The following is a 25,663-nucleotide window of genomic DNA, read 5'->3' as shown; positions in this document are numbered from 1 at the left end:
GAGATGGGTTTAAAGAAATTTCTAGAAGATATTGAGCCGCATTTTGAACCGGGTGGTAAACACGAAAAATGGTATGCGCTTTACGAAGCTGCAGCGACTATTTTCTACACGCCTGGTTATGTAAATAAAGGCAAAACACACGTTCGCGATAACATCGACCTAAAACGTATGATGATTTTAGTGTGGATGGCGACGTTCCCTGCAATGTTCTTTGGTATGTTCAACATCGGTCATCAGGCCGCTGGTGCTTTAGCGCAAGGTTTTGAACTAGCAAACACATGGCAAGTTGGTCTGTTCCAATTATTCGGTGGTGAATTAACTGCTGACTCTGGTTGGGGCGCGAAAATGTTTTACGGTGCCTGCTTCTTCCTACCAATATACGCAGTAACATTTGCTGTGGGTGGTTTCTGGGAAGTGCTATTTGCTTCAGTGCGTAAGCATGAAGTAAATGAAGGTTTCTTCGTAACATCTGTATTATTCGCACTAATCCTGCCTGCAACGATTCCTTTATGGCAAGTTGCACTAGGTATTACGTTTGGTGTTGTAATCGCTAAAGAAATCTTTGGTGGTACAGGTCGTAACTTCCTTAACCCTGCTCTTGCCGGTCGTGCATTCTTATTTTTCGCATACCCAGCACAAATTTCAGGTGACACAGTATGGACTGCAGTAGATTCATTCTCTGGTGCGACTATGCTTGGCCAAGCTGTTGTTGGTTCACTTGATTACAGCAACATGGAGCTATGGTGGAATGCGTTCTACGGTTTCATTCAAGGTTCTGTAGGTGAAACGTCAACACTAGCACTATTAATCGGTGGTTTATTCCTAATTTATGTGCGTATCGCTTCATGGCGTATCGTACTAGGTGTATTCCTAGGTATGGTTGCAACGGCATTCTTACTAAATACAATTGGTTCAGAAACTAACGCTGTATTTGCTATGCCTTGGCACTGGCACTTAGTTCTTGGTGGTTTTGCATTTGGTATGTTCTTCATGGCAACAGACCCTGTATCTGCATCATTCACAGACAAAGGTAAGTTCGCTTACGGTGCGTTAATCGGCTTTATGGTTGTAATGATCCGTGTTGTTAACCCGGCATTCCCAGAAGGTATGATGCTAGCAATCTTATTTGCTAACTTATTTGCACCATTATTCGATCACTTTGTAGTGCAAGCTAATATCAAGCGGAGGTTGGCACGTAATGTCTAGTAATAACGAATCAATCGGCAAAACGCTAACCGTTGTTGTTGCACTATGTTTAGTGTGTGCAATTATCGTATCGTTTGCTTCAGTTCAGCTTCGTCCTTTACAGCAAGCTAACAAAACACAAGATATCCAACGTAATATCTTAGCGGCTGCAGGCATTGAAGTATCAGGTACTGTGTCAGATACCTTTAACTCAAAAATTGAAGCACGTGTTGTAGACATGAACACAGGTGAGTTTGTTGAAGGTGCTGATCCTAACTCATTTGACTTCGAGAAAACAAAATTCGACCAAGCTCGTAGCTTTGCGTTGAAAGCAGAAGGAATTAAAGACATCGCTGGTATTCAGCGTATGACAAAAAATTCACCTGTATATATTTCGAAGAAATCTGATGGTTCTACAGACGCAATCATTCTACCAATCCAAGGTTATGGCCTTTGGGGTGTAATGTACGGCTTCTTAGCGCTTGAAAGCGATGGTGAAACAGTTAAAAACATCAACTTCTTCAAGCACAACGAAACGCCAGGTCTAGGTGGTGAAATCCAAAATCCACAATGGACTGCTAAATGGCAAGGTAAAGAGTTACCAATCAATATCATGAAGAGCGGTGCGAAGAACGAACATCAAATCGATGGTCTTTCTGGTGCAACATTAACTTCAAACGGTGTTGATCACACAGTTGACTTCTGGACTGGCGAGCATGGCTTTGGTCCATTCCTTGCGAAAGTACGTGAAGGAGCGTTGAAATAATGGCTGATACTAAAGAAATGAAGTCGGTCCTATTTGGCCCGGTATTCGCAAATAACCCGATCGCATTACAAGTACTAGGTATTTGTTCTGCGCTAGCGGTAACATCAAGCTTAAAAAATGCACTAATCATGTCAATCGCATTGACACTAGTAACTGCGTTTTCTAGCTTGTTTATTTCGTCAATTCGTAACCACATCCCATCATCTGTACGTATTATCGTGCAAATGACGATCATCGCATCACTTGTAATCGTTGTTGACCAAGTACTGCAAGCATTCTCTTATGCAACTGCTAAAGAGCTTTCAGTATTCGTTGGTCTAATCATTACAAACTGTATCGTAATGGGTCGTGCTGAAGCATACGCAATGAAGTCACCACCGTTAATGTCTTTCTTAGATGGTATCGGTAACGGTTTAGGCTACTCAGTAGTACTACTAACTGTTGGTTTCATCCGTGAGTTATTCGGTAAAGGTTCACTATTCGGTGTTGATATTATCCCATTAGTACAAAATGGTGGCTGGTATCAACCAATGGGTCTATTGATTTTACCACCGAGTGCATTCTTCATTATTGGTTTATTCATCTGGGTACTTCGTACCTTCAAGAAAGACCAAGTAGAAGCAAAAGCGTAAGGGGCGAGCAGTGGAACATTATATTAGTTTATTTGTAAAAGCGGTTTTCATTGAAAACTTAGCTTTAGCCTTCTTCCTAGGTATGTGTACTTTCCTTGCTGTATCAAAGAAAGTAACAACGTCAATCGGCCTAGGTGTGGCAGTTATCGTGGTACTAGGTATCTCAGTACCTGTAAATAACTTGGTTTATCACGCTGTTCTTGCACCAGGTGCATTAGAGTGGCTTGGCTACCCAGAAGCAGACCTTAGCTTCTTACGTTTCTTGACTTTCATCGGTGTTATTGCAGCACTTGTACAAATTCTTGAAATGGCATTAGATAAGTTCTTCCCTGCACTTTACAACGCGTTAGGTATCTTCTTACCACTGATCACAGTTAACTGTGCGATCTTCGGTGCGGTATCTTTCATGGTTGAGCGTAACTATAACTTCGGCGAGTCTGTTGTTTATGGTATCGGTTCAGGTGTGGGCTGGGCACTAGCAATTACTTTACTTGCTGGTATCCGTGAAAAAATGAAGTACTCAGACGTTCCTGATGGCTTACGTGGTTTAGGTATTACTTTCATCACTGTTGGTCTTATGGGTCTTGGCTTTATGTCATTCTCTGGTATTTCACTTTAATAGGTAGCGAGGATAAATCATGAATGAGATTTTCTTAGGCGTTGGTGTTTTCATCGCTATCGTTGTTATTTTAGTTTTAGTTATCATTGGTGCTAAATCTAAATTAGTAGCAAGCGGCGATATCATCATCGGAATTAATGGCGACCCAGAAAAAGCTATTAAAACATCTGCAGGTAGCAAGCTATTAGGCGCGCTAGCTGATTCAGGTATCTTCGTTTCATCTGCATGTGGTGGCGGTGGCTCTTGTGGTCAGTGTCGTGTACACATCAAAGAAGGTGGCGGCGATATCTTACCGACAGAACTTGATCACATCTCTAAAGGTGAAGCTCGTGAAGGCTGCCGTTTAGCGTGTCAGGTAAATGTTAAGAACGACATGGAAATTGAACTTGAAGAGTCAATTTTCGGTGTTAAGAAGTGGGAATGTACTGTTATCTCTAACGATAACAAGGCAACGTTCATCAAGGAACTTAAGTTACAAATTCCTGATGGCGAGTCAGTACCTTTCCGTGCCGGTGGTTATATTCAAATTGAAGCACCAGCTCACCACGTTAAATACGCTGATTTCGATATTCCAGAAGAGTATCGTGGCGACTGGAACCACTTCGGTTTCTTCGATCTGGAGTCTAAAGTAGACGACGAAACAATTCGTGCATACTCAATGGCTAACTACCCAGAAGAAGAAGGCATCATCATGCTTAACGTGCGTATCGCTACGCCGCCGCCAAGAGACCTAAGCCTTCCATGTGGTAAAATGTCTTCGTACATTTGGTCATTAAAAGAAGGTGATAAAGTGACTATTTCTGGCCCATTCGGTGAGTTCTTCGCGAAAGACACTGATGCAGAAATGGTATTCGTAGGTGGTGGTGCAGGTATGGCGCCAATGCGTTCACATATCTTTGACCAACTTAAGCGTTTACAATCTAAGCGTAAGATGAGCTTCTGGTATGGTGCGCGTTCTAAGCGTGAAATGTTCTACGTAGAAGATTTCGACGGCTTAGCAGCAGAAAACGATAACTTCGTATGGCACACAGCACTGTCTGATCCACAACCAGAAGATAACTGGGAAGGTTACACAGGCTTCATTCATAATGTACTTTATGAAAACTACTTGAAAGATCATGAAGCGCCTGAAGATTGTGAGTTCTACATGTGTGGTCCTCCAATGATGAACGCGGCTGTTATCAACATGCTTAAAGATCTAGGTGTAGAAGACGAAAACATCTTATTAGATGACTTCGGTGGCTAACACCATACACAAAACAATAAGTTTTGGTTAGAATACAGGCCTCGTAGCACTTAGTGTTACGAGGCTTTTTTATTTCTATACCGAACTCCGTGGTATCTAAAAGGTGAATGCTATGAATAGAGTGTTTTATCGCCAAGGCTTGATGGCCTTTTTTCTATTAACTATGACTTTACTCATGGCTGGCTGCAGCCAAGTTGATAAGGCTGAAGAGCTTTACTTTGAAGGTAAGACAATGGGCACCACTTATCACATTAAGGTATTTGCAGAGTCTTCAAAGGTTGCAGGTGTTGATTTACACCCGGAAATTAAGCAAGTGCTTAAAGATGTAAATCAATCTATGTCGACTTACATTCCTGATTCAGAAATTAACCAGTTCAACCAGTTACCAGCAGGGCAGGTAATGCCAATAAGCGCTGATTTTAGAAACGTGGTAGCTGAATCAATTCGCCTTGGCGAATCAACAAAAACGTTAGATGTGACCATGGGGCCACTTATTGACTTGTGGGGCTTTGGTCCAGATAAAAAGCCGACTAAACGCCCAAGCGATGAAGCCTTGGCCGCAATGGTTGCCAAAATTGGTGTTGATAAGCTTGAACTTACAGATGCTGGTCTTATGAAGACGATTGATGGTTTAGAGCTGTCGTTTTCTGCTACAGCAAAAGGCTATGGTATTGATAAAGTAGCACAAGTGATAGAAAGCCATGGTTTCACTAATTATATGGTTGAGATTGGTGGTGAGCTTCGTGTGTCGGGTATTAAGCCAAACAACATCACTTGGAAAATAGCTATTGAGCAGCCTGATGCTGAGCCTGGCGTGCGTAAAGTACATAAAGTAATTGAGCCGGGTACTAATGGTATTGCGACATCAGGTGATTACCGAATTTTTTACGAAATGGATGGTGTTACCTATAGCCACTTAATTGACCCTGTAACAGGTATGCCTAGCCGTCATGATTTGGTATCAGTTACTGTTTTACACCCATCAGCGATGACTGCAGATGGCTTAGCGACGGCAATTACAGTAATGGGCATGGAAAAGGCGCAGAAATACGCCGAAGAGCACGATTTGCCGGTGTACTTAATTGGTAAGTCAGAGAATGGCTTAGTGACATATTCTAGCCCCGCTTTTAAACCTTATTTGTAGCAGGGCAAGAAGCCGTGTATACCCAAGCAGCCTCAAGATGCAGAATTCAGCGTTCCACAGGAGCTTAATATCAAGGCGTTACTTTGCAACAATGGCAGTCCCAGAACTAACAACGATGAGAGTAAGCGCCTGTGAAGCGACCAAAGGATTGGTTTAAAAGCGATTTATACCGCGTTATTGATTTTAACAATAGAACCACTATTGCTTGTAATCAATGCCTTGCCTAAATCGCTTTTAATTCTAACTGAAACTCGCACCTTGAGGTCGTTTAGGTATATAATACATGCAGCCTAATTAGTTGGGCTCGATTTAATTGCTGACGATAGGGGCAAAGCAATGTCACTTTTTCTTCTTACATTTGGTCTACTTATTTTAATTGTGGCGGCGATGGCTGTCGGCATGATTGTGCAAAAGAAATCTATGGCCAGTAGTTGTGGTGGCCTAGGCGCTGTTGGTATCGACAAAGCCTGCGACTGCGACGACCCATGTGACAAGCGTAAAAAGCGCATGGCAAAAGAACAAGTCTGGAAAGAGAATCAAATTCTTTAACCACAAAAAAAGCGCCCAAAGGCGCTTTTTTAATACCTAAATTTTACAGGGACAGTCACTTTAAAACTATTTTGAATATTTACAAAGACAGTCACTTTTATCCATGAACTCATTCTTGCAGTAAATAAGATATTGTCTAAACTTTGATTACATTTAATGCATTTCAAATTATCAGTTCAAGGAATGAACGATGGCTTTAGCAAGGAAGCGGCAAATCTGTTTGTCAAACACCAAATATTATCATTGTGTATCTCGTTGCGTCAGACGCGCTTACCTTTGTGGAGAAGACGCACTCACAGGCAAATCATATGAACACCGCAGAGGGTGGGTTGAACAGCGTCTGCTTGCTCTTGCAAAGGTATTTTGCATTGATGTGTGTGCTTATGCGGTGATGAGTAACCATACACATGTTGTGCTTTATGTTGATGATAAAAAAGCAAATAGGTTATCGGATAAGGCCATCCTTTTACGCTGGTATAAGCTCAGTAAAATGACGCCTTTAGGTCAAAAAGCCCTTCATGGTGAGCCGTTAAGTGATGGTCAACAAGTCTTCTTAAATAAAGAGGTTGCAGAATACAGAACGCGCCTTTCGAGCATTAGTTGGTTCATGCGAATGCTCAATGAGTATATCGCCAGACGTGCAAATAAAGAAGACGAGTGTACAGGGCATTTTTGGGAAGGGCGCTTTAAAAGCCAAGCTCTCCTTGATGAATCAGCGCTTTTAGCCTGCATGGCCTATGTTGATTTAAACCCTGTTCGTGCTAAAGCTGCGAGCACGCCGGAACAATCGGACTATACCAGTTTTAAAAAGCGATGCGAAAGCGCGAAGGAGTCAAAGCAACCTAAGTTACTAGCTCGTTTTATTGGTGGCATGAGCAAGTATAAATCAAAGGGAATACCTTTTGAGTTAAAGTCATACCTGCTACTTGTGGAGCAAACTGGGCGTTGTATCAGCGCGGATAAGCTGGGATATATAGAGCATCATTTACCTCCTATTCTTGAAAGGCTGAATTTGGAAGCTAAAAACTGGTTAACATTAACAACTCAATTTGAAAACTTATTTCATGGAGCTGCAGGTCGAGTAGGTACTATCGAAAGTTATTGCAGTAAAACTGCGCGTAAGCGACGAAGTAACATTACAAGCTGTAAGTTATTACTTGCCAGTTAATCTTAAATTTCTCTCAATTTTTATTTTTTGCAAACACTTGCAGCTAACTTGTGCTTTCAATTCTCATAAAGCTAAATCTTTTGTCTTGGTTGTTATTGTTAGATTAAGCTAATAGGCTAGCTTGCCTACGCAACTATTATTTTAGGTTAACAAATTTAAGGAATTTGGAGATTTAACAGGCACTTTTAACAGTGCCTGTCTTTTTAAATCGTGTTTATTCTAAATTAATTAACTTAGCTCCTAAAACAGCGTACTTATTTTTACCGTTTGCTTGTAAGAAAAAGGCGGCAGGTGCATGAAGTGAAGGTATTGATGTAAATACACTTTTGCATGCGTAAACTGGCCAATTTGTGGAGTTTTCTAGCATATTAATATCGCCAGAAAAGCAACTATACCCTTGTATTAAAAGCTCTTTATATTTATTTTCGGTAAGCGTTAACGACTCATTTAAAACAAAACTGTTACCGGTTCTAAAGTTCAGGTTGCTTGCATCTAAACTGGTGTAACCTTGGCGGATACTGCTTATATCACCCAATTCTTTAATTATGGGTGACTGTCCTTTATTGTTTATTGCAATATCTATCTGGTAATCACCTAGCTCACTCTTTACAGTTACATCATCTATTAGTAAGTCTACCCAATTGTCTTTAGTGTTAAATGGAATGGCGTGGTACTGGGCTATTTTAGCGCTTTGCCACTCTCCCGAAGTTATTGAATCAATGGTCTTTTTATATAAAACACGGTTAACTTTACGGGCTATTTGGCGATTTGGGTCGTTTGGGTAAGCACCTGATTCAATTAATATAGTTCGGATACCTTTTTCTGAAAAAGTATCTCCAAAACTGCGGTAAGAGTAACTGTCGTTGTACTTCCCCAAGTGCCCTGGGATCATGGTTTCAACCGTTTTGGCTAAATGAGCAATAAATTGCATAGCCTCACCACGAATTTTATTCACTTCTCTTGCTTCATTATAGGCGGGTGCTAGCACTGAAATAGTGGCTTGTTCTCCCATTTTTCCGGCACCGTAATAGGCATTCTGATCATGTAAGTTAAAGCCAAAGTCAGGTTTGAATTCATCAGCCGCAGTCATGAGTATTTGTCCTTCTTTTGTGCGAAGGGCTTTTGCATCACGATTTAAATCAATACCTTGTGCATTATGGCGAGTTTGAGCTGCCGCGCCGTCTGGGTTCACCATAGGGATAATGAGAAGAGTTACTTTTTGTTGCCAGCTTTCTAGCCATTGTGCGTTTTCATCTGCGGTTATAAAGCTTAAAAAATCCATTAGTGCGGCAGTAGCTGTGTTTTCGTCGCCGTGCATTTGGCTCCACATCATCACTTTGATTGGGCCGGTGCCGATTTTTAGAGAATTAAGTGCCTGTCCTTGGAAAGAGGTGCCGATTTGTTTTAGTGTGACGCTTGGATGTTTTGCTGCGCTTTTTAAGTGTGGCTCTATATCGGCGTAGTAAATCGCAGGTTTATCTAAGCCAGCTACAGCGGTGTCTTCAATCGTATTTGCAAGTGTACTGGTACTTAGTGCTAAAAGGGCTGTGGCGAGTACATATAGGCGCATAATTATCTCTTTTATTCTTTATTTTAATATTATGTAGAATATTATATTTTTAATGGTTTGGCTAATCCTTGTTCAGTATTAAAGCTTCGATTGCTACTGACTAAGTATGCTTTAAATCGCTATTTTTATGCTATTTTCTTTTTCTTCATTGCTTTTCGCTATATAAAATACAGTATTACTTTTAACTACTTAGCTTCAATAGGTTTGTTTTTTTACAGTTTATTATCAAATTGATAAACAATACTTAACCGTGTGCTGTAAAATTCTGCTTGTACCGTCTGTTGACTTTGTTATACTCCACATCGAAATTTCAGTAATTACTGAAACTTTATTGATGAAGATCATGTTACCGCATTAAAAAATAGGGTAAGCCATTTACCTAAAATGCAGTAAAAGCGATAAAAAGGCGTGAGTTTTGCGAGCAATTAATCAGTCACAAGGTGTCAAACAGTCTAGCTTAGCTAGGTTGCAATTGGCTGCGCGTGCGCTTTTTGCTGGTAAAGAGCTAATGTCAGTTTTAGCCTTGTTGCTGATTAATTCAGCCATGCTAATCAACGGCACATTAGAAGATGCTCACGGGCTAAGAAGTTTATTAAGTGAAGGTGCTTTATACGAAACACCGTTGCTTAATGTTTTGAGTTTTTTAGCTTACCCTGTGGTGTCTTGCCAATTACTTATTGGTTTATGCTGGTTGGTCTTCCATTTCTTCCCTGCGCGTCGTGCAGGTGTCATTTTACGTAAAGCGGCCTTCGCTGCGCGTGAAACGATAAAGTCTTTAGTAGTACACAGCGCTCATGGCTGTCGTGCTCCTCCTCGTGTAAGTGGTTGTCTGTAAATAAGCTTTGTTGCTTAAGTTCAGCCATTTTAGTCGTTTTCTAAGTTGTCTTTACTAAGCACCTAGTGGGTTTTTTACGCCCAAATTTCAGTCAGCCAACCTAAACTCCCTCACTTCTTAGCGTGCCGATTTGTCGTGCTCGTTAGTCAGCCGAGGGATATCTGTAGCATCTGTTGCAGAAAAGCGTCGTGTTCTTATTTCGACAAGTGTTAACTTTTAGGTTGTAGGATATTCCTTTGTCAATTCGAAACCTTTGTAATATTGCTCTAGCGTCTTTAGTGCTGGCCTTGTCTGGCTGTAAAGGCGGGGTACTCGATCCAAAAGGTCAAATTGGTGTCGACGAGAAGTATTTAATTATCGTAGCTACGGTGTTAATGCTGATTGTTGTAATTCCAGTTATTGCCATGACAATTTATTTTGCATGGAAATACCGTGATGGACGAGATCAAGAAATTTACGCTCCAAAGTGGGCGCACTCAAACAAGATTGAAGCTGTAGTTTGGACCATTCCTATCATCATCGTTGCGATTTTAGGTGTGATCACGTGGCAGTCAACGCAACAACTTGACCCATATAAACCACTTGAGGGTAAAGGTAAGCACCTTACTGTTGAGGTTGTTTCTTTGAACTGGAAATGGCTATTCATTTATCCAGAGCAAGGCATCGCCACAGTGAATGAGCTTGTTTTTCCTGCCAATGTGCCAGTGCAGTACAAGATCACCTCAGAAAGCACCATGAACTCGTTTTTCATTCCACAGCTTGGTAGCCAAATTTATTCAATGGCAGGCATGGAAACAAAGCTTCATTTAATTGCTGATGAGCCGGGTACTTTTAAAGGCTTCTCTGCTAACTACAGTGGTGCAGGTTTCACAGGTATGAAGTTCGATGCCATTGCAACAGCCACAGAAGCTGATTTCGATGCTTGGGTAAACAAAGTAAAAAATACTGGTTCTGCATTGACTAAGCAAAGCTATGTTGAACTTGCAAAACCAAGTGAATACGACCCAGTTAAATACTATGCCAGCGTAGATAAAGATATGTTCCATTCAATCGTAATGAAATATATGCAAGCGCATGGCTCTCACGGTGCAATGCAACACGCTATGCCAGAGCACTCAGCTCATAAGAAGCACAGCGAGGACGAGGAATAATCATGTCGTTGTTAGGTAAATTAACATTAGACGCAATCCCGTTTCATGAACCAATTATCATGGTTACCATGACGGTTGTTGCTGTCTTAGGTCTGTTAGTGGCAGGCTTAGTAACAAAATATAAAAAGTGGGGCGTGATTTGGCACGACTGGATCACCTCAATTGACCATAAGCGTTTAGGTGTTATGTACATCATTCTTGCGCTTATCATGCTTTTCCGTGGTTTCGCGGATGCCATTATGATGCGACTGCAATTAGCAATGGCTACTGGCGGTGCAAGTGGTTACTTACCACCAGAGCACTATGACCAAATATTTACGGCACACGGGGTGATCATGATCATCTTTATGGCGATGCCGTTTATGATTGGTTTAATGAACATCATTTTACCTCTGCAAATTGGTGCCCGTGATGTTGCATTCCCATTCTTAAATAACCTTAGCTTTTGGTTAACTGCTGGCGGTGCAATCCTAATCAATATCTCATTATTCTTTGGTGAGTTTGCGAAAACGGGTTGGGTGGCATATCCACCGTTGTCAGAGTTGTCATTCAGTCCAGGTGTCGGGGTCGATTATTATATATGGGCCTTGCAGATATCCGGCTTGGGTACCTTATTAACATCGGTAAACTTCTTAGCGACTGTATTTAAAATGCGTGCACCAGGCATGACATTAATGAAAATGCCTATTTTTACTTGGGCATGCACGTGGGCGAATATCTTAATTGCAGCATCGTTCCCAATTTTAACTGCTGTACTGGCTATGTTAACGCTTGATCGTTATCTCGATTTCCACTTCTTCACGAATGAATTAGGTGGTAACGCGATGATGTACATCAACTTATTCTGGGCATGGGGTCACCCTGAAGTTTACATTCTGATCTTACCTGCGTTCGGTATTTTCTCAGAAGTTATCTCAACGTTTGCTGGTAAACGCCTGTTTGGTTATAAGTCGATGGTTTATGCAAGCGGTGCAATTTCGATTTTAGGTTTTATCGTTTGGCTTCATCACTTCTTTACTATGGGCTCAAGCGCTAACGTTAATGCCTTCTTTGGTGTTATGACCATGGTTATTGCGGTACCGACCGGGGTTAAGTTATTTAACTGGTTATTCACTATGTATCGTGGTCGTTTACGTATTACTGTGCCTGTCCTTTGGACTTTAGGTTTTATGGTGACGTTCACTATCGGTGGTATGACCGGTGTGTTACTTGCTATTCCTGGTGCTGACTACGTATTACACAACAGCTTATTCTTAATCGCTCACTTCCATAACACCATCATTGGTGGTGCGGTATTTGGTTATTTAGCTGGTTTTGCGTTTTGGTTCCCTAAAGCAATGGGATTCAAACTTGACGAGAGCTGGGGCAGACGATCTTTCTGGTGCTGGTTAATTGGTTTCTTCGTGGCATTTATGCCGTTATACGTACTTGGTTTCTTAGGTATGACACGTCGCTTAAACCACACGAACAACCCTGATTGGAACATTTGGTTATACATTGCAGCTGGCGGTGCGGTGATCATTATGTTCGGTATCTTGTTCCAAGTTGTACAACTTGTAGTGAGCTTCAAAAACCGCGAGCAACTTGATGATACAACGGGCGATCCGTGGAATGGTCATACTCTTGAGTGGGCATCTGCTTCACCTCCGCAGTACTACAACTTTGCGAAAATCCCTCATGTTGATGACATCGATGCGTGGACAGACATGAAAGAGAAAGGCTTAGCTTACAAGCAAGAAGCCTCTTATAGCCCAATTCATATGCCAAAGAATACATCGGCAGGTGTATTAATGAGCGCAGCTTTAACAACCTTCTGTTTTGCCATGATCTGGCACATTTGGTGGCTTGCAGCCTTTGGTTTACTGGGTGCTATCGTGGTGTTCATCAAACGTTGTTACACCAGCGATGTTGATTACTACGTGCAACCAGATGAAATTGTTGAACTAGAAACGGCTCACAATACAGCCGCTACGAAGGAGGTGAATGCATGAGTAGCATTTCTGCAGGACTCGACACCTTAAACGGCGCACACGGTCATGTCGATGCACATGACCATGAGCACCACGATACAGGTGGTAACACCGTATTTGGTTTCTGGCTTTATCTTATGACTGACTGTTTGTTGTTTGCATCATTTTTTGCAACCTACGCAGTATTGTTTATGAACACTGCTGGCGGTGTGTCGGGTAAAGATATTTTTGAACTTGATTTTGTTGCGGTTGAAACCGCAGCTCTACTACTTAGTAGTATCACTTTTGGTTTTGCGATGATCTCTGCTCATGGGCAGAAAAAGGCGGCTACGTTAACTTGGTTGCTGGTTACCTTTGCCTTTGGTGCAGTGTTTATTGGTATGGAAGTGTACGAATTTCATCACCTAATTGCGCACGGTAATGGCCCTCAGCAAAGTGCCTTTTTAACATCGTTCTTCTCTTTAGTGGGCTTACATGGTCTTCACGTTACAGCGGGTCTTATTTGGATGACTGTCCTGATGATTGAAGTTGTGCGCCGTGGTTTAAACCCACAAACAGTGACACGCCTAAGTTGTTTAAGCTTATTCTGGCACTTCTTAGATGTGGTGTGGATTTGTGTATTTACCGTTGTTTATTTAATGGGAGCAATGTAATGAGTCACAGTGAATCACATGTAATTAATAACTTAGAAGTTCATGCACATAATGATCAATCACATGGCAGCGTTAAAGACTATTTAATTGGTTTTCTACTGTCAGTGGTTTTAACGGCTATTCCATTTTGGGCTGTGATGAGTGGTTCGTTTTCTAAAACGACCACTGCATGGTGCATCGTGAGCATGGCGATTGTGCAAATTTGGGTGCATTTGAAATATTTCTTACACCTAAACTTCAAAACTGAAGACGGCAAGGCAAGTTCATTGTCGTTTATCTTTAGTGCTTTAATCATTGTAATGGTGGTTGGTTTGTCGGTGTGGATCATCTACGAATCGAACGCCATGATGATGTACTAATAACAATTACTTTGTAATTGGTAAAAGATTTACGAAAGGAGCTGGTTAGTCTGAGGTTGTGTCTCCAGTTCTTACAGTCTGTTACTAGCTAGTTTCTTTCGTAATATTGCGTTTGTGCTGAAAATTAGAGGAGTCGAGGAAGTGTTTCGACGTTATTTAAATGTCACTAAACCTGGCATTATCATGGGCAATTTGATCTCTGTCGCGGGGGGATTCTTGCTAGCCTCTCGCGGTGATATTGACCCATGGTTAATGATCGCAACCTTACTAGGGTTATCTTTAGTAGTGGCATCAGGATGCGCGATCAATAACGTGATTGATCGTGATATTGATGTTGCTATGGCGCGCACTCGCAAACGCGTCACAGTAACTGGCGAAATGTCAGCAAAGGCGGCTATGGCACATGGCATCGTGCTTGGTGTTATTGGTTTCGGGTTATTAGCTGTGTATACCAACGTAGTGGCACTCTTATTTGCTACTTTTGGTTACGTCATCTACGTAGGTGTGTACAGCTTATATATGAAACGTCGTTCTGTGTACGGCACCTTTGTAGGAAGTTTATCTGGCGCAGTACCGCCTGTAGTGGGTTATTGTGCCGTAACTGGGCAGTTTGATGCTGGTGCTGTGATTTTATTGGTCATGTTTAGTCTATGGCAAATGCCTCATTCATATGCAATTGCAATCTTTCGTTATAACGACTACCAAGCGGCCAGAATTCCTGTGTTACCAGTAGCGCAGGGGATCGAGAAGGCAAAGCATCACATTGTTTTATATATCGCCGTGTATGCGTTGGTTGTGATGTTATTAACCATTAGTGGTTATACAGGTTTAGCCTTTATGGCTGTAGCTTGTACAACGAGTTTTTGGTGGTTGCTAATGGCGCTTCGTGGCTATCGTCGCAATATTGATGTAAGCGGCTGGGCGCGCCAAGTGTTTGCTTTTTCAATTGTAAACATCACGGTTTTGAGCATAGCGATGGCTTTAGATTACCATTCGGTAGCTCCACAGCTACTTGTTTTAACTTAGAAAAAAGTTGCTAACATATCCCAATGTTACAGTAGCAAAGGCCCGGTTTTTTCTCCACCGGGCCTTTTTTCTTTGTTGTTTTTAAAATCGAGCAGCTTGCTCTACTACAATGCCATGACGAGCCGCTAAACGGCGATGGTCTTTATCATAACCACCACCAATCACGGTTGCGACAGGTACATTGTGCTCAAGGCAGCGTTTGAGAACTAAATGGTCGCGTTGTGCTATCCCTTGCCAGCTTATATCAAGTTTTCCTAAGCCATCTTGCTGCCATACATCTACACCTGCATCATAAAGTACTAAGTCTGGGTTTAGGGTGTTTAATAAATAACTCAGCGTATCGTCAACAACGCCTAGGTATTCACTATCAGCGACATTCGGTGCTAAACCTATATCTAAATCGCTGGCTGATTTTCGAAACGGAAAATTCTTTTCACAGTGAATAGAGCAGGTATAAGCATAGGGCTGATGCGCCAGCATTGCTGCGGTACCATCACCTTGATGAACATCTAAATCAAAAATAAGTATATTGGTTACTTCACCACTTTTTATCAGGGTTTCGCTGGTGAAAGCGAGGTCGTTTACCATGCAATAGCCTGAGCCAAAATCAGTATGAGCATGGTGAGTGCCTCCCGCTAAGTGGCAAGCAATGCCATGTTTAAGAGCTAAGCGTGCTGTTTGTAAGGTGCCCAGAGGCGCAGTAAAGGTACGTGCCATCAGCTCTTTTGACCAAGGTAAGCCAATACGGCGCATCGCTTTTTCATCTAAGTGGTTGTGCCAAAGGTCGTGGATATAATTTTCGCAGTGCACTAACTCAAGGGGCTCAGGGCTGCCAAGCATCGGTTGAGTTAGGTTGTCATTTATTAATCCAAGACTTTGTACATGCTCATATAAATAAGCAAACTTACTCATCACAAAGCGATGGTTAGGATCGAAACTAAACGAGTAATTTGGATGATACACCAAGGGTAAGTGGGGATTTAACTGCATAGCTTATTACATAGCTGAATTTGCTACAGCATAACGAATCTAACGGCAAATGTTTACTCTGGCGCGTGAATTAAATGAGCTAACTCGCGATGTAATAATGCCTCATCACCCAGATTTAGCTCAATCAATCGTTTTAAGTGAGTAATACTATCAATATCGATATGATCGCAGCGAAGGCCTGCATGCTGATGCTCAACATGGCACAGCTCCACTTGCATTTTAATCTCGATAGTTGACTCTGGCAGGGTAAAGATTAAGTCAGCTTTACTATGAATAGGCACTAAAAATGAATCACTTTTAGTAATGAGCGCACCTTGCAAAGATAGATCAAGTAACTGACAGTGATAGTCGTTATCTTCGATACGAAGGACCGCAGGGCAAGAAAATAATACCCGCGAAAACTCTCTGCGTTCATTCATAGCTGTATCTCCAACTTTAGTTACTTAATAGTATAGATCATAATGGAGTGAGTGATAGCAAAGCTTAATACAACAAAAAAGCCCCTGAGTAGGGGCTTTTTGAGTATCAGCTAATTAGCCAATTTTTTTGTATTTAATACGCTTAGGTTGTGCCGCTTCTGCGCCTAAGGTTTTCTTCAACCATTCTTCATACTCTGTGTAGTTACCATCGAAGAAGTTAATTTGGCCTTCGTCACGGTAATCAAGAATATGTGTAGCAATACGGTCAAGGAACCAACGGTCATGCGAGATACACATTACACAGCCAGGGAACTCTAAAATAGCGTTCTCAAGTGCACGTAGTGTTTCAACGTCTAGGTCATTGGTTGGCTCATCCAGTAGTAATACGTTGCCACCTGCTTTTAATAGCTTAGCTAGGTGTAAACGGTTGCGCTCACCACCTGATAGGTCTTTAACGAATTTTTGTTGGTCGTTACCTTTGAAGTTAAAGCGGCCAACATAGGCACGGCTTGGGAATTCAAAGTTACCAATTTTTAATACGTCTTGGCCGTTAGAGATTTCTTGGAAAACAGTGTTGCTTTCGTCCATGTCGCCACGGAACTGATCAACCGTTGCAAGCTCAACAGTGTCACCAACAATGATCTCACCACTATCTGGCGTTTCTTCACCACTTAGCATTTTGAATAGCGTTGATTTACCCGCACCATTGGCACCGATAATACCTACGATAGCGCCTTTCGGCATTGCAAAGTTTAGGTCATCGATTAATACGCGGTCGCCAAAGCTCTTCTTCAGGCCTTTCACTTCGATAACTTGATCACCTAAGCGTGGACCCGGTGGAATGAATAGTTCATTCGTTTCGTTACGCTTTTGGTAATCGTTTTGCTGAAGCTCAGAGAACTGTGCCATACGTGCTTTAGACTTAGCTTGACGGCCTTTCGGGTTTGAACGAACCCATTCAAGTTCTTGCGCGATTGATTTTTGACGTGCTTTTTCAGATTTCTGTTCTTGTTGTAAACGTAAATCTTTTTGCTCAAGCCACGATGAGTAGTTACCTTCCCAAGGAATACCTTCACCACGGTCAAGCTCTAAAATCCAACCTGCTACGTTATCTAAGAAGTAACGGTCGTGGGTTACAGCAACCACGGTACCTTCGTAGTCGTGTAAGAAACGCTCTAACCAAGCAACTGACTCAGCGTCTAAGTGGTTGGTAGGTTCGTCAAGAATAAGCATATCTGGTTTTTCAAGTAGTAAACGACAGATCGCAACACGGCGACGCTCACCACCCGAAAGGTGTTCAATTTTTGCATCCCAAGGTGGAAGGCGTAATGCATCAGCTGCACGTTCTAACACGTTGTCGATATTGTGACCGTCGTGCGCTTGGATGATAGCTTCAAGTTCGCCTTGCTCTTTAGCAAGCGCATCGAAGTCAGCACCGTCCATTGCATACTCGTTGTATACTTCATCAAGGCGGTTTAGTGCATTTTTAACTTCGCTTACTGCTTCTTCTACTGTTTCGCGAACTGTTTTGCTTTCGTCTAGTACAGGTTCTTGCGGTAAGTAACCGATTTTAGTGCCTGGTTGAGGGCGAGCTTCACCTTCAAAGTCTTGGTCAACACCAGCCATAATGCGAAGTAACGTTGATTTACCTGCACCGTTTAGACCTAGCACACCAATTTTTGCGCCTGGGAAAAAGTGTAAAGAAATATCTTTTAAGATAGTGCGCTTAGGTGGCACAACCTTAGAAACTCGACTCATCGAGAATATAAACTTATCTGGTAACACCATGAAAGGAGCCTTCAATTTATAAGAAAAATTAACAGCAAGTATTGTATACCCAAACTACCTCAAAATACAGAATTCAGCGTTTATGATAGGCTTATCATCAAGGTGTTATTTACTCAAAGAGTCATACATTTTAATTAATGACCACTCAGAAATACTACTTCATTTGGACATCTAAACATCTAGAGGTTGAAATTTCTAACTATCCGTTCATAATTAGCAGTCAGATAAGTATGCTCGGAGCCAGCTATGCCCATTACAGTAAAAGATGAATTGCCTGCCATTGCAAAGTTACGTCAAGAAAACGTGTTTGTTATGCCAAAAAGTCGCGCTAAAACGCAAGAAATTCGCCCAATGCGTTTGGCCATCTTAAACTTAATGCCAAACAAAGTTGAAACCGAAGTGCAGTTTATTCGCTTGTTAGCAAACTCACCGCTGCAAGTTAATGTTGAGCTGTTGCGCTTAGATACCCATCGCACCAGTAGTAACTCTGAGCAGCACATGGATACGTTTTATCGTTATTTTTCAGAAGTGAAAGATAATAACTACGATGCCATGATCATAACAGGCGCGCCGCTTGCTCATTTAGAGTATGACGAAGTTGCCTACTGGGACGAACTAAAAATTATTTTAGATTGGGCTGAGCAGCATGTGACGTCTACGCTGTTTTCGTGTTGGGCGGCCCATGCGGGGCTTTATCATCACTATGGTCTTAAACGTGATCTGAAACCAAACAAATTAAGCGGTGTTTTCACCCATAAAAGTTATTTTGACCATGCAGCGCTAACGCGTGGCTTTGATGATACCTTTTTAGTGCCACACTCTCGTTATGGTCATATTGATATAGATAAGATCACTGCCTGCGAAGAGCTGGTGGTGTTAGCCGGATCAGAGCGAGTTGGTGCTTACTTAATTAAAAATAAATCAGGCAGCCAAGTGTATATTACTGGCCATCCAGAGTACGATGCTCATACTTTAAAAGGGGAGTATTTACGCGACCAAGAAAAATCAGCGGATGCGCCTAAGCCAGAAAACTACTTCCCTGACGATAACCCAGACAACGAACCGTCGAAAACGTGGCAAAGCCATGCCTTTTTATTGTTTTCGAATTGGTTAAACTATTATGTGTACCAAACTACACCGTATGATATTAACTTAGTTAGCCAAGATGTAAGGACTAACAACTATGCCGAGTAATGCAGTGAATAAACGCGAACAATTAACCGAGGCGCTAAAACAGCGAATTTTAATCCTCGATGGCGCGATGGGCACCATGATCCAAGAATATAAATTAGAAGAACAGGATTATCGCGGTGAGCGCTTTAAAGACTGGCATGTACTTATTAAAGGCAATAACGATTTATTAAGCCTAACTCAGCCAAAAATCATTGCTGATATTCACCGTGCTTACTTAGAAGCCGGTGCCGATATCATCGAAACGAATACCTTTAATGCCACGACTATTTCGATGGAAGATTACGACATGGCGAGCCTTAGCCGCGAAATCAACTTCGAGTCAGCGAAGCTTGCACGCAGCGTGTGTGATGAACTTGAAGCAAAAGATCCTAGCAAACCGCGTTATGTAGCCGGTGTACTTGGGCCAACGTCAAAAACCTGTTCTATTTCACCAGATGTAAATGACCCAGGTTATCGTAATATCAACTTTGATAAGCTGGTGGCGGCGTACGTTGAGTCAACACTGGCACTGATGGAAGGTGGTGCTGATCTTATTTTAATAGAAACCATCTTTGATACCCTTAATGCAAAAGCGGCTTCGTTTGCCGTAGAAGAAGCATTCGAGCAAGCTGGTCGTAGTTTACCTGTGATGATCTCAGGCACCATTACCGATGCCTCAGGCCGTACTTTATCAGGGCAAACCACAGAAGCATTTTATAACTCAATTCGCCATATTAAACCGTTATCAATCGGCCTTAACTGTGCCCTTGGCCCTGATTTACTGCGTCAATATGTTGAAGAGTTATCGCGCGTTTGTGAAACCTTTACCTCGGTGCATCCCAATGCAGGTTTACCGAACGAGTTTGGCGAATATGATTTAGAAGCTCCTGAAATGGCAAAAGAAATTATCGACTGGGGCAAGTCTGGCTTTATCAATATTGTAGGTGGTTGTTGTGGCACCACTCCGGCTCATATTAAGGCGTTTGCGAAAGGCCTTGAAGGTGTTAAACCTCGCCAATTACCTGAGCTTGAAGTGCGTATGCGCTTATCGGGCCTTGAAGCGTGTAACTTAAACTAGGAAACCGACATGACTGACCAAATTGCTGTATTTACTAACGTCGGTGAGCGTACCAATGTAACAGGCTCGGCTAAGTTTAAGCGCTTGATCATGGAAGAAGATTACGAGACCGCTCTCGATGTTGCCCGTGAACAAGTAGAAAATGGCGCGCAAGTAATTGATATCAACATGGATGAAGCCATGTTGGACTCGAAAGCGGCGATGGTAAAGTTTTTAAACTTAATTGCCTCAGAGCCTGATATCTCAAAAGTACCTATCATGGTCGACTCGTCTAAATGGGAAGTGATTGAAGCAGGCTTAAAGTGTATTCAAGGTAAGGCCATTGTTAACTCAATTTCACTTAAAGAAGGTGAAGAGCCGTTCATCCGCCAAGCTAAGCTAATTAAACGCTTTGGTGCTGCTGCGGTTGTAATGGCGTTTGATGAAACAGGGCAAGCAGAAACCGCTGATCGTAAGTTCGAGATTTGTCAGCGCAGTTACAAAATACTCGTTGAAGATATTGGCTTTCCGCCAGAAGATATTATTTTTGACCCGAACATTTTTGCCGTCGCAACGGGCATTGAAGAGCACGATAACTACGCGGTTGAGTTTATTGAAGGTACGCGCCGAATTAAGCAAGGCCTACCGCACTGTAAAGTGTCGGGTGGTGTATCGAATGTGTCGTTTTCGTTTCGAGGTAATAACCCAGTACGTGAAGCTATTCACTCTGTGTTTTTATACCACGCGATTAAAGCGGGTATGGACATGGGCATTGTAAATGCAGGTCAATTAGCGGTTTACGATGATATTCCCGACGAGCTGCGCAAAGCTGTAGAAGATGTGATCCTCAATACCGACCCAGGTGCCGGTGAGCGACTTGTTGAACTTGCACCAAAATACTCAGGTATGGCGCAAGCAGAGAAAGTTGAAGACTTAGAATGGCGCACTTGGCCTGTCGAAAAGCGCCTTGAACATGCGCTAGTAAAAGGCATTACCGAGTACATCGACGAAGATACCGAAGAGTGCCGCAAGAGCAAAGCTAAGCCTATCGAAGTGATCGAAGGCCCGCTTATGGACGGCATGAACGTAGTAGGTGACTTATTCGGTGCGGGTAAAATGTTCTTACCTCAGGTTGTTAAGTCAGCTCGTGTGATGAAGCGCGCCGTTGCCTATCTTGACCCTTTCATTGAAGCTGAAAAAGAAGAGGGCGCAACCAACGGTAAAGTGGTTATGGCAACCGTTAAGGGCGACGTACACGACATTGGTAAGAATATTGTAGGCGTGGTACTGCAATGTAATAACTACGAAGTTATCGACCTTGGTGTGATGGTGCCGGCAGAGAAAATCTTGCAAACCGCCATTGACGAAAAAGCCGACATTATTGGTTTATCAGGGCTTATTACCCCATCACTTGATGAAATGGTGCATGTTGCCAAAGAAATGACCCGTCGTGGTTTTGAATTACCGTTACTGATTGGTGGTGCAACAACCTCTAAAGCGCATACTGCGGTTAAAATTGAGCCTCAGTATGATAAAGGTGTGGTTTATGTCAATAACGCCAGCCGCGCTGTAGGTGTGGTTTCTAATTTATTGTCGAAAGAGTTAAAGCCAGCATTTTTAGAGAAAACCAAGGCTGAGTATGAAAAAGTACGTGAACAACAAGCACGTAAAAAGCCGCGCTCAAAACCCGTTACTTTACAGCGTGCTCGCGACAACGCTGTAAAACTTGATTGGGACAACTACACACCACCTGTGCCGAAAAAACTGGGTGTGACTGAGTTTAAAGATGTTTCGATTGCGACGTTAAGACAGTACATCGACTGGACTCCTTATTTCATGACGTGGTCAATTGCTGGTAAGTACCCACGTATTCTTGAAGATGAAATTGTAGGTGAACAAGCTAAAAGCTTATTCGCTGATGCTAATGCAATGCTTGATGAGCTTGAGCAATCAGGTGCGCTGCAACCTCTAGGTGTCATTGGTTTATTCCCTGCAAACCGAGTAGGGGATGACATTGAGATTTACACCGATGAGTCGCGTACAACGCTTTTAACTACATCGTGTCATTTACGTCAGCAAACGGAAAAAACCGACTTTGCTAACTACTGTTTAGCTGATTATATTGCGCCAAAAGGCACTCCTGATTACTTTGGTGCGTTTGCGGTTACTGGTGGTCTTGAAGAAGACGACCTTGCCGATGCCTTCGATGCGAAGCAAGATGATTATAATAAGATCATGGTTAAAGCCGTTGCAGACCGTTTGGCTGAGGCATTTGCAGAGTACTTACATGAGCAAGTGCGTAAAGAGTATTGGGGCTATGCGGTAGATGAAAATCTATCGAACGATGAACTTATTCGTGAAAACTACCAAGGTATTCGCCCAGCGCCAGGTTATCCTGCTTGTCCTGAACATACAGAGAAGAAGAAAATCTGGCAGTTACTTGATACCGAGCAACGTATCGGCATGAAGCTAACCAGTTCATATGCAATGTGGCCGGGTGCGGCGGTTTCCGGTTGGTATTTCTCTCACCCTGAAGCTAAGTACTACGCAGTGGCGCAAATTCAACAAGATCAGGTAGAAGATTACGCTAAGCGTACCAACATGACTCTTGCAGAAGCCGAGCGTTGGTTGTCGCCTAATTTGGGCTATGAACCAGAATAATAACCTTTAGTTATTAGCTTTTGTTTAAATTAAAAACGAGTCCCAAATGGCTCGTTTTTTTATGCTCATTTTTTATCATACTTTTATCTTTTTAATTGCTTTAATACTGGCAAATTCCTTCTATTTTAAATATTTGTGTTAAAGTGATACCAATTCGCTTAATAAAGTGGTCTATTTTGAGGCAATGAAACCTCGTTGATAACAAGGCAAAAATTTCGTTATTTAGTTGTTCTAAATCAGAAATTTTTAACGCAGGTAGCGACAGGTTTAATCCCTCAAAATGATTAAGTATTATTGCGGATTGGTATTGTTGAGATTGATCAAAAAATCTAAGGTGAAATTGTGATTGATACAGTGAATGCAAGTGACAAAGATAAAGCACGATTTTTACGTGTTTTTGCATTTATTGGTTCAATCACCTCGTTTTTAATGGCGATCACCAGCTATCAAGATGGTTACCATGCCCTTAGCTATTTATTAATTATTGGCGGCTTTGTGTTTGCCTCACCTTTTGTCATTAAAAATCGTGACGAAACCATCGCAGTACTTATGCTTTACGCTCTCTATTCGATGATGTGTTTTTTAATTGTCTCTGGGGGTAGTAATGGCACTGGGCCATTGTGGTTGTTTATTGTATCTCCTGTGACCTTTTTTATTCGTGGTTTAAAGCGCGGAGCGTTTGATCTTATCTTGCTTGCCATTATTATCTCGGTGCTTTTCTACTTTACCGATCGATTTGGTTACTACAGCTATCCGAGTCATTATTTTCCTACACGGGTCATGCTGTGCTTCTCTATTTTATGTATTTTGGCTGGCTTCTACGAATATTATCGCAACAAATACAGTTTGCAGTTAATGGAGCAACTTAAACTTAATCAAAAGCTGGCTCGCACTGACGCGATGACAGAACTCGCTAACCGTCGCTACGCAACCGAATGTTTGCAAGATAAGCACTTTGGCGAAGGAGCTGTGTTCTTGCTGATGGATGTTGATAACTTTAAGCAAATCAACGACACCTACGGTCATCAAGTGGGCGATGAGGTGCTAATATTTTTCGCTGATGTATTTAAAAACGTGTGCACAGAAGAAGATGTTATTTCCCGTTGGGGCGGCGAAGAGTTTTTAATTGTGATCCCAACAGGGCATGAGCTTAGAGCCAGAAAAGTCGCTGAAAAAATCCATAAGAAGCTCGCTGAAAAGCCATTTACGAGTGACCAGCATCGGTTTCATGTCACCTTAAGTATTGGCCTGTACGTGCGCGTCGCTGATGAGAGCATGGATCATTGCTTAAACATTGCTGATAAACGACTTTACCGCGCTAAATCACAAGGTAAAAATCAAACGGTTGCTGAAGTAGATTTAGCAAAGCATGAGCCAGCTTGATAAATAAAGCCGCAATTAGCGGCTTTATTGATTGCTCAAATTAATGGCTTTTTTCAAAGTCGTTGACTTCACGCTCAGCTTCTTCCTTTGATTTACCGTATTTTTGCTGAAGTTTACCAACCAGCTCTTTACGGCTACCTTCAATTTTATCTAAATCATCATTGGTAAGGTCACCCCATTTACGTTGTGCTTTACCTTTAAGCTCTTTCCAATTGCCTTCTAAACGATCGCTGTTCATCATAATCTCCTTACTCTGTTAAACATTCACCTTAGTAAGAGCAATCGCTGTACCAATTTGGTGAAACTCATTAAGTGGTTGATTTGTAATTGTTTTGTGTTTTTGAATCTAATGAGTGGAATTTAAAAGTTTGCAATTACTACGTAGTTTTTAGAATCAGCCTGTAATATTTTCTGTTGCGCTAGTTTTAGATACTTAGTGGCTCTTAGATGTATAGCGATTGATTATCCGCGTGTATTCTTCAGTTGATTTTAGTTTACGTAAACTCTCGTTAAACCGGTCTCTTAAGGCTTCATCATGAAACAAAAAACCATTGGGGCTTTTGCCGAACAAAGCAAACCGCTGCACCGGTTCAGACACATCAACCTCCCCATGTTTTGTAATTAACGCTCGGTAGTAGTCAAAAATTTTTCCGTCCATTTGGATCACTTCATACCGTTCACGATATAAAAGCCGTACTTGGGTTGATTGGTCGTATGTTTCTGAATAATTAGGGTTTTCTTTTGCCATGTCGCGATATTCAGGTGAAAGTCGCGCTTTAGCACCTTGCCAAGATAGCACGGTATGATGTTTTAGTTGGGCGATGGACTTGAGGTCGAAATTTCGCTTGGCTAGGCTAAACGCAAAGTTCTCATAGTTGTAAGCAATATCTGAAAAGTAACCGCTCATTTGATTAGCTTCAATAACTTTATTGTTTATATCAGATACTACATCAACTAAGTTTTCATTATATAAAAGGATCCGTCTTGCATAAGGCACGTAGACGAATTGTAGTTGATAACCTTGAGCACCCAGTGTCGCGCGAAGTAAGTCAGGAATAATGCCTGTGTTGTCTTCAGCCATCACCCAAGGTGGAAGTGTATTGCCAAGTGCAACCGTAATCTTTTGCTGGCTATATGCTTTTTGAAGCGGTAAAGCTAAAAATAGCAAGGTGATTAAAATACGGGTGTAAATCCTGAACAAGTTTATTCCTTATTCTGACTTTTGTGCGGTCGTTTAATCAAGAATAAATCTAAACTGGCAGAATGCAATGTTTTCACTTTTAAAGCCCGAAATAGAAAATAAGCCTATAGCCATCGCA

At 41.9% G+C, this 25,663-nt stretch carries 24 protein-coding genes; 18 read left to right on the top strand and 6 right to left on the bottom strand.

Annotated elements, in window-relative coordinates:
• The first annotated feature begins 3 nt into the window (after positions 1-3).
• The 8 genes from L1272_RS02310 (at position 4) to L1272_RS02275 (ending at position 7,309) form a co-directional block, all read left to right on the top strand.
• Positions 4-1,206, top strand: a complete 1,203-nt coding sequence (locus tag L1272_RS02310) for an NADH:ubiquinone reductase (Na(+)-transporting) subunit B (protein ID WP_062566711.1) — start codon at positions 4-6, stop codon at positions 1,204-1,206.
• On the top strand, positions 1,199-1,951 hold the full coding sequence (locus L1272_RS02305) for a Na(+)-translocating NADH-quinone reductase subunit C (protein WP_054554280.1): 753 nt from the start codon (positions 1,199-1,201) through the stop codon (positions 1,949-1,951). Before L1272_RS02310 ends, L1272_RS02305 begins: the two co-directional genes overlap by 8 nt.
• Positions 1,951-2,583: an NADH:ubiquinone reductase (Na(+)-transporting) subunit D gene (locus L1272_RS02300; RefSeq protein WP_054554281.1), complete on the top strand. Its 633-nt coding sequence runs from the start codon at positions 1,951-1,953 to the stop codon at positions 2,581-2,583. The genes L1272_RS02305 and L1272_RS02300 overlap by 1 nt, the downstream gene beginning before the upstream one ends.
• Before the next feature lie 10 nt (positions 2,584-2,593).
• A complete protein-coding gene (gene nqrE, locus L1272_RS02295) occupies positions 2,594-3,202 on the top strand; it encodes an NADH:ubiquinone reductase (Na(+)-transporting) subunit E (protein WP_016708692.1) in 609 nt (202 codons plus the stop codon).
• 19 nt (positions 3,203-3,221) lie between these two features.
• Positions 3,222-4,448, top strand: a complete 1,227-nt coding sequence (gene nqrF, locus L1272_RS02290) for an NADH:ubiquinone reductase (Na(+)-transporting) subunit F (protein WP_054554282.1) — start codon at positions 3,222-3,224, stop codon at positions 4,446-4,448.
• 112 nt (positions 4,449-4,560) lie between these two features.
• Positions 4,561-5,592: an FAD:protein FMN transferase gene (locus tag L1272_RS02285; RefSeq protein WP_235372641.1), complete on the top strand. Its 1,032-nt coding sequence runs from the start codon at positions 4,561-4,563 to the stop codon at positions 5,590-5,592.
• Positions 5,593-5,928: 336 nt separating this feature from the next.
• Positions 5,929-6,141: a (Na+)-NQR maturation NqrM gene (gene nqrM, locus L1272_RS02280; RefSeq protein ID WP_055020649.1), complete on the top strand. Its 213-nt coding sequence runs from the start codon at positions 5,929-5,931 to the stop codon at positions 6,139-6,141.
• Between the two features lie 190 nt (positions 6,142-6,331).
• Positions 6,332-7,309 carry a transposase gene (locus L1272_RS02275; RefSeq protein WP_235372640.1) on the top strand — a complete coding sequence of 326 codons (978 nt, stop codon included), beginning with the start codon at positions 6,332-6,334 and terminating at the stop codon, positions 7,307-7,309.
• Positions 7,310-7,523: 214 nt separating this feature from the next.
• Here L1272_RS02275 and L1272_RS02270 read toward each other — a convergent pair whose 3' ends face one another.
• Positions 7,524-8,879, bottom strand: coding sequence for a M14 family zinc carboxypeptidase (locus L1272_RS02270; RefSeq protein WP_235372639.1), 1,356 nt, complete (start codon positions 8,877-8,879; stop codon positions 7,524-7,526).
• Positions 8,880-9,294: 415 nt separating this feature from the next.
• Here L1272_RS02270 and L1272_RS02265 point away from each other — a divergent pair, with 415 nt between their 5' ends.
• The 6 genes from L1272_RS02265 (at position 9,295) to cyoE (ending at position 14,873) form a co-directional block, all read left to right on the top strand.
• Positions 9,295-9,714, top strand: a complete 420-nt coding sequence (locus L1272_RS02265; RefSeq protein ID WP_054554287.1) for a hypothetical protein — start codon at positions 9,295-9,297, stop codon at positions 9,712-9,714.
• Between the two features lie 236 nt (positions 9,715-9,950).
• Complete coding sequence (cyoA, locus tag L1272_RS02260; RefSeq protein WP_054562298.1) at positions 9,951-10,865, top strand: ubiquinol oxidase subunit II; 915 nt, start codon at positions 9,951-9,953, stop codon at positions 10,863-10,865.
• Positions 10,866-10,867: 2 nt separating this feature from the next.
• Entirely contained in the window at positions 10,868-12,856 is a 1,989-nt protein-coding gene (gene cyoB, locus L1272_RS02255; RefSeq protein ID WP_054554289.1) for a cytochrome o ubiquinol oxidase subunit I, read from the top strand.
• Positions 12,853-13,488 carry a cytochrome o ubiquinol oxidase subunit III gene (cyoC, locus tag L1272_RS02250; protein WP_054554290.1) on the top strand — a complete coding sequence of 212 codons (636 nt, stop codon included), beginning with the start codon at positions 12,853-12,855 and terminating at the stop codon, positions 13,486-13,488. The genes cyoB and cyoC overlap by 4 nt, the downstream gene beginning before the upstream one ends.
• Positions 13,488-13,847 (top strand): cytochrome o ubiquinol oxidase subunit IV, encoded by a 360-nt coding sequence (gene cyoD / locus L1272_RS02245; protein WP_138600215.1) that lies wholly within the window; start codon positions 13,488-13,490, stop codon positions 13,845-13,847. Before cyoC ends, cyoD begins: the two co-directional genes overlap by 1 nt.
• Before the next feature lie 141 nt (positions 13,848-13,988).
• Entirely contained in the window at positions 13,989-14,873 is an 885-nt protein-coding gene (gene cyoE / locus L1272_RS02240; RefSeq protein WP_054554292.1) for a heme o synthase, read from the top strand.
• An 81-nt stretch (positions 14,874-14,954) separates the two neighbouring features.
• On the opposite strand, the gene L1272_RS02235 is transcribed toward cyoE, so the two are convergent.
• The 3 genes from L1272_RS02235 to ettA all read right to left on the bottom strand — a co-directional run bounded on the left by L1272_RS02235 (position 14,955) and on the right by ettA (position 18,070).
• Positions 14,955-15,863: a histone deacetylase family protein gene (locus tag L1272_RS02235; RefSeq protein ID WP_235372638.1), complete on the bottom strand. Its 909-nt coding sequence runs from the start codon at positions 15,861-15,863 to the stop codon at positions 14,955-14,957.
• A 53-nt stretch (positions 15,864-15,916) separates the two neighbouring features.
• The gene (locus L1272_RS02230) at positions 15,917-16,282 is read right to left on the bottom strand and encodes a PilZ domain-containing protein (RefSeq protein WP_138600217.1); all 366 of its coding nucleotides are present in this window, start codon (positions 16,280-16,282) and stop codon (positions 15,917-15,919) included.
• A 114-nt stretch (positions 16,283-16,396) separates the two neighbouring features.
• The gene (gene ettA / locus L1272_RS02225; RefSeq protein ID WP_054562291.1) at positions 16,397-18,070 is read right to left on the bottom strand and encodes an energy-dependent translational throttle protein EttA; all 1,674 of its coding nucleotides are present in this window, start codon (positions 18,068-18,070) and stop codon (positions 16,397-16,399) included.
• 246 nt (positions 18,071-18,316) lie between these two features.
• Between ettA and L1272_RS02220 the strand changes: the two genes are divergently transcribed.
• The 4 genes from L1272_RS02220 to L1272_RS23185 all read left to right on the top strand — a co-directional run bounded on the left by L1272_RS02220 (position 18,317) and on the right by L1272_RS23185 (position 24,344).
• Positions 18,317-19,264, top strand: coding sequence for a homoserine O-succinyltransferase (locus tag L1272_RS02220; protein WP_235372637.1), 948 nt, complete (start codon positions 18,317-18,319; stop codon positions 19,262-19,264).
• Positions 19,254-20,321, top strand: coding sequence for a homocysteine S-methyltransferase family protein (locus tag L1272_RS02215; RefSeq protein WP_187491235.1), 1,068 nt, complete (start codon positions 19,254-19,256; stop codon positions 20,319-20,321). The genes L1272_RS02220 and L1272_RS02215 overlap by 11 nt, the downstream gene beginning before the upstream one ends.
• A gap of 9 nt (positions 20,322-20,330) precedes the next feature.
• Positions 20,331-22,961 carry a methionine synthase gene (gene metH / locus L1272_RS02210; protein ID WP_199530086.1) on the top strand — a complete coding sequence of 877 codons (2,631 nt, stop codon included), beginning with the start codon at positions 20,331-20,333 and terminating at the stop codon, positions 22,959-22,961.
• A gap of 342 nt (positions 22,962-23,303) precedes the next feature.
• The gene (locus tag L1272_RS23185; RefSeq protein ID WP_199530087.1) at positions 23,304-24,344 is read left to right on the top strand and encodes a GGDEF domain-containing protein; all 1,041 of its coding nucleotides are present in this window, start codon (positions 23,304-23,306) and stop codon (positions 24,342-24,344) included.
• A 40-nt stretch (positions 24,345-24,384) separates the two neighbouring features.
• Here the strand turns inward: L1272_RS23185 and L1272_RS02200 are convergent, their stop codons facing one another.
• Together L1272_RS02200 and L1272_RS02195 are read right to left on the bottom strand one after the other, a co-directional pair.
• Positions 24,385-24,582: a CsbD family protein gene (locus L1272_RS02200; protein WP_054554301.1), complete on the bottom strand. Its 198-nt coding sequence runs from the start codon at positions 24,580-24,582 to the stop codon at positions 24,385-24,387.
• Positions 24,583-24,777: 195 nt separating this feature from the next.
• A complete protein-coding gene (locus L1272_RS02195; RefSeq protein WP_235372636.1) occupies positions 24,778-25,545 on the bottom strand; it encodes a substrate-binding periplasmic protein in 768 nt (255 codons plus the stop codon).
• Positions 25,546-25,663: the final 118 nt, after the last annotated feature.

It is taken from the genome of Pseudoalteromonas sp. PAST1 (genome assembly GCF_021532515.1).
In the GTDB taxonomy this organism is placed as follows: domain Bacteria; phylum Pseudomonadota; class Gammaproteobacteria; order Enterobacterales; family Alteromonadaceae; genus Pseudoalteromonas; species Pseudoalteromonas simplex.
Note: the sequence above shows the minus strand (reverse complement) of the source record. Positions and strands in the feature narration are given on the sequence as shown.

Excerpts from the sequence above, each read along its gene's own strand:
- L1272_RS02235 (WP_235372638.1), bottom strand. The coding sequence starts at position 15,863 with ATGCAGTTAAATCCCCACTTACCCTTGGTGTATCATCCAAATTACTCG.
- L1272_RS02275 (WP_235372640.1), top strand. The coding sequence starts at position 6,332 with ATGGCTTTAGCAAGGAAGCGGCAAATCTGTTTGTCAAACACCAAATAT.
- L1272_RS02220 (WP_235372637.1), top strand. The coding sequence starts at position 18,317 with ATGCCCATTACAGTAAAAGATGAATTGCCTGCCATTGCAAAGTTACGT.
- nqrF (WP_054554282.1), top strand. The coding sequence starts at position 3,222 with ATGAATGAGATTTTCTTAGGCGTTGGTGTTTTCATCGCTATCGTTGTT.
- nqrM (WP_055020649.1), top strand. The coding sequence starts at position 5,929 with ATGTCACTTTTTCTTCTTACATTTGGTCTACTTATTTTAATTGTGGCG.
- L1272_RS02270 (WP_235372639.1), bottom strand. The coding sequence starts at position 8,879 with ATGCGCCTATATGTACTCGCCACAGCCCTTTTAGCACTAAGTACCAGT.
- ettA (WP_054562291.1), bottom strand. The coding sequence starts at position 18,070 with ATGGTGTTACCAGATAAGTTTATATTCTCGATGAGTCGAGTTTCTAAG.
- cyoD (WP_138600215.1), top strand. The coding sequence starts at position 13,488 with ATGAGTCACAGTGAATCACATGTAATTAATAACTTAGAAGTTCATGCA.
- L1272_RS02200 (WP_054554301.1), bottom strand. The coding sequence starts at position 24,582 with ATGAACAGCGATCGTTTAGAAGGCAATTGGAAAGAGCTTAAAGGTAAA.
- L1272_RS02310 (WP_062566711.1), top strand. The coding sequence starts at position 4 with ATGGGTTTAAAGAAATTTCTAGAAGATATTGAGCCGCATTTTGAACCG.
- L1272_RS02215 (WP_187491235.1), top strand. The coding sequence starts at position 19,254 with ATGCCGAGTAATGCAGTGAATAAACGCGAACAATTAACCGAGGCGCTA.
- metH (WP_199530086.1), top strand. The coding sequence starts at position 20,331 with ATGACTGACCAAATTGCTGTATTTACTAACGTCGGTGAGCGTACCAAT.
- L1272_RS02300 (WP_054554281.1), top strand. The coding sequence starts at position 1,951 with ATGGCTGATACTAAAGAAATGAAGTCGGTCCTATTTGGCCCGGTATTC.
- cyoB (WP_054554289.1), top strand. The coding sequence starts at position 10,868 with ATGTCGTTGTTAGGTAAATTAACATTAGACGCAATCCCGTTTCATGAA.
- L1272_RS02305 (WP_054554280.1), top strand. The coding sequence starts at position 1,199 with ATGTCTAGTAATAACGAATCAATCGGCAAAACGCTAACCGTTGTTGTT.
- cyoC (WP_054554290.1), top strand. The coding sequence starts at position 12,853 with ATGAGTAGCATTTCTGCAGGACTCGACACCTTAAACGGCGCACACGGT.
- L1272_RS02230 (WP_138600217.1), bottom strand. The coding sequence starts at position 16,282 with ATGAATGAACGCAGAGAGTTTTCGCGGGTATTATTTTCTTGCCCTGCG.
- L1272_RS02285 (WP_235372641.1), top strand. The coding sequence starts at position 4,561 with ATGAATAGAGTGTTTTATCGCCAAGGCTTGATGGCCTTTTTTCTATTA.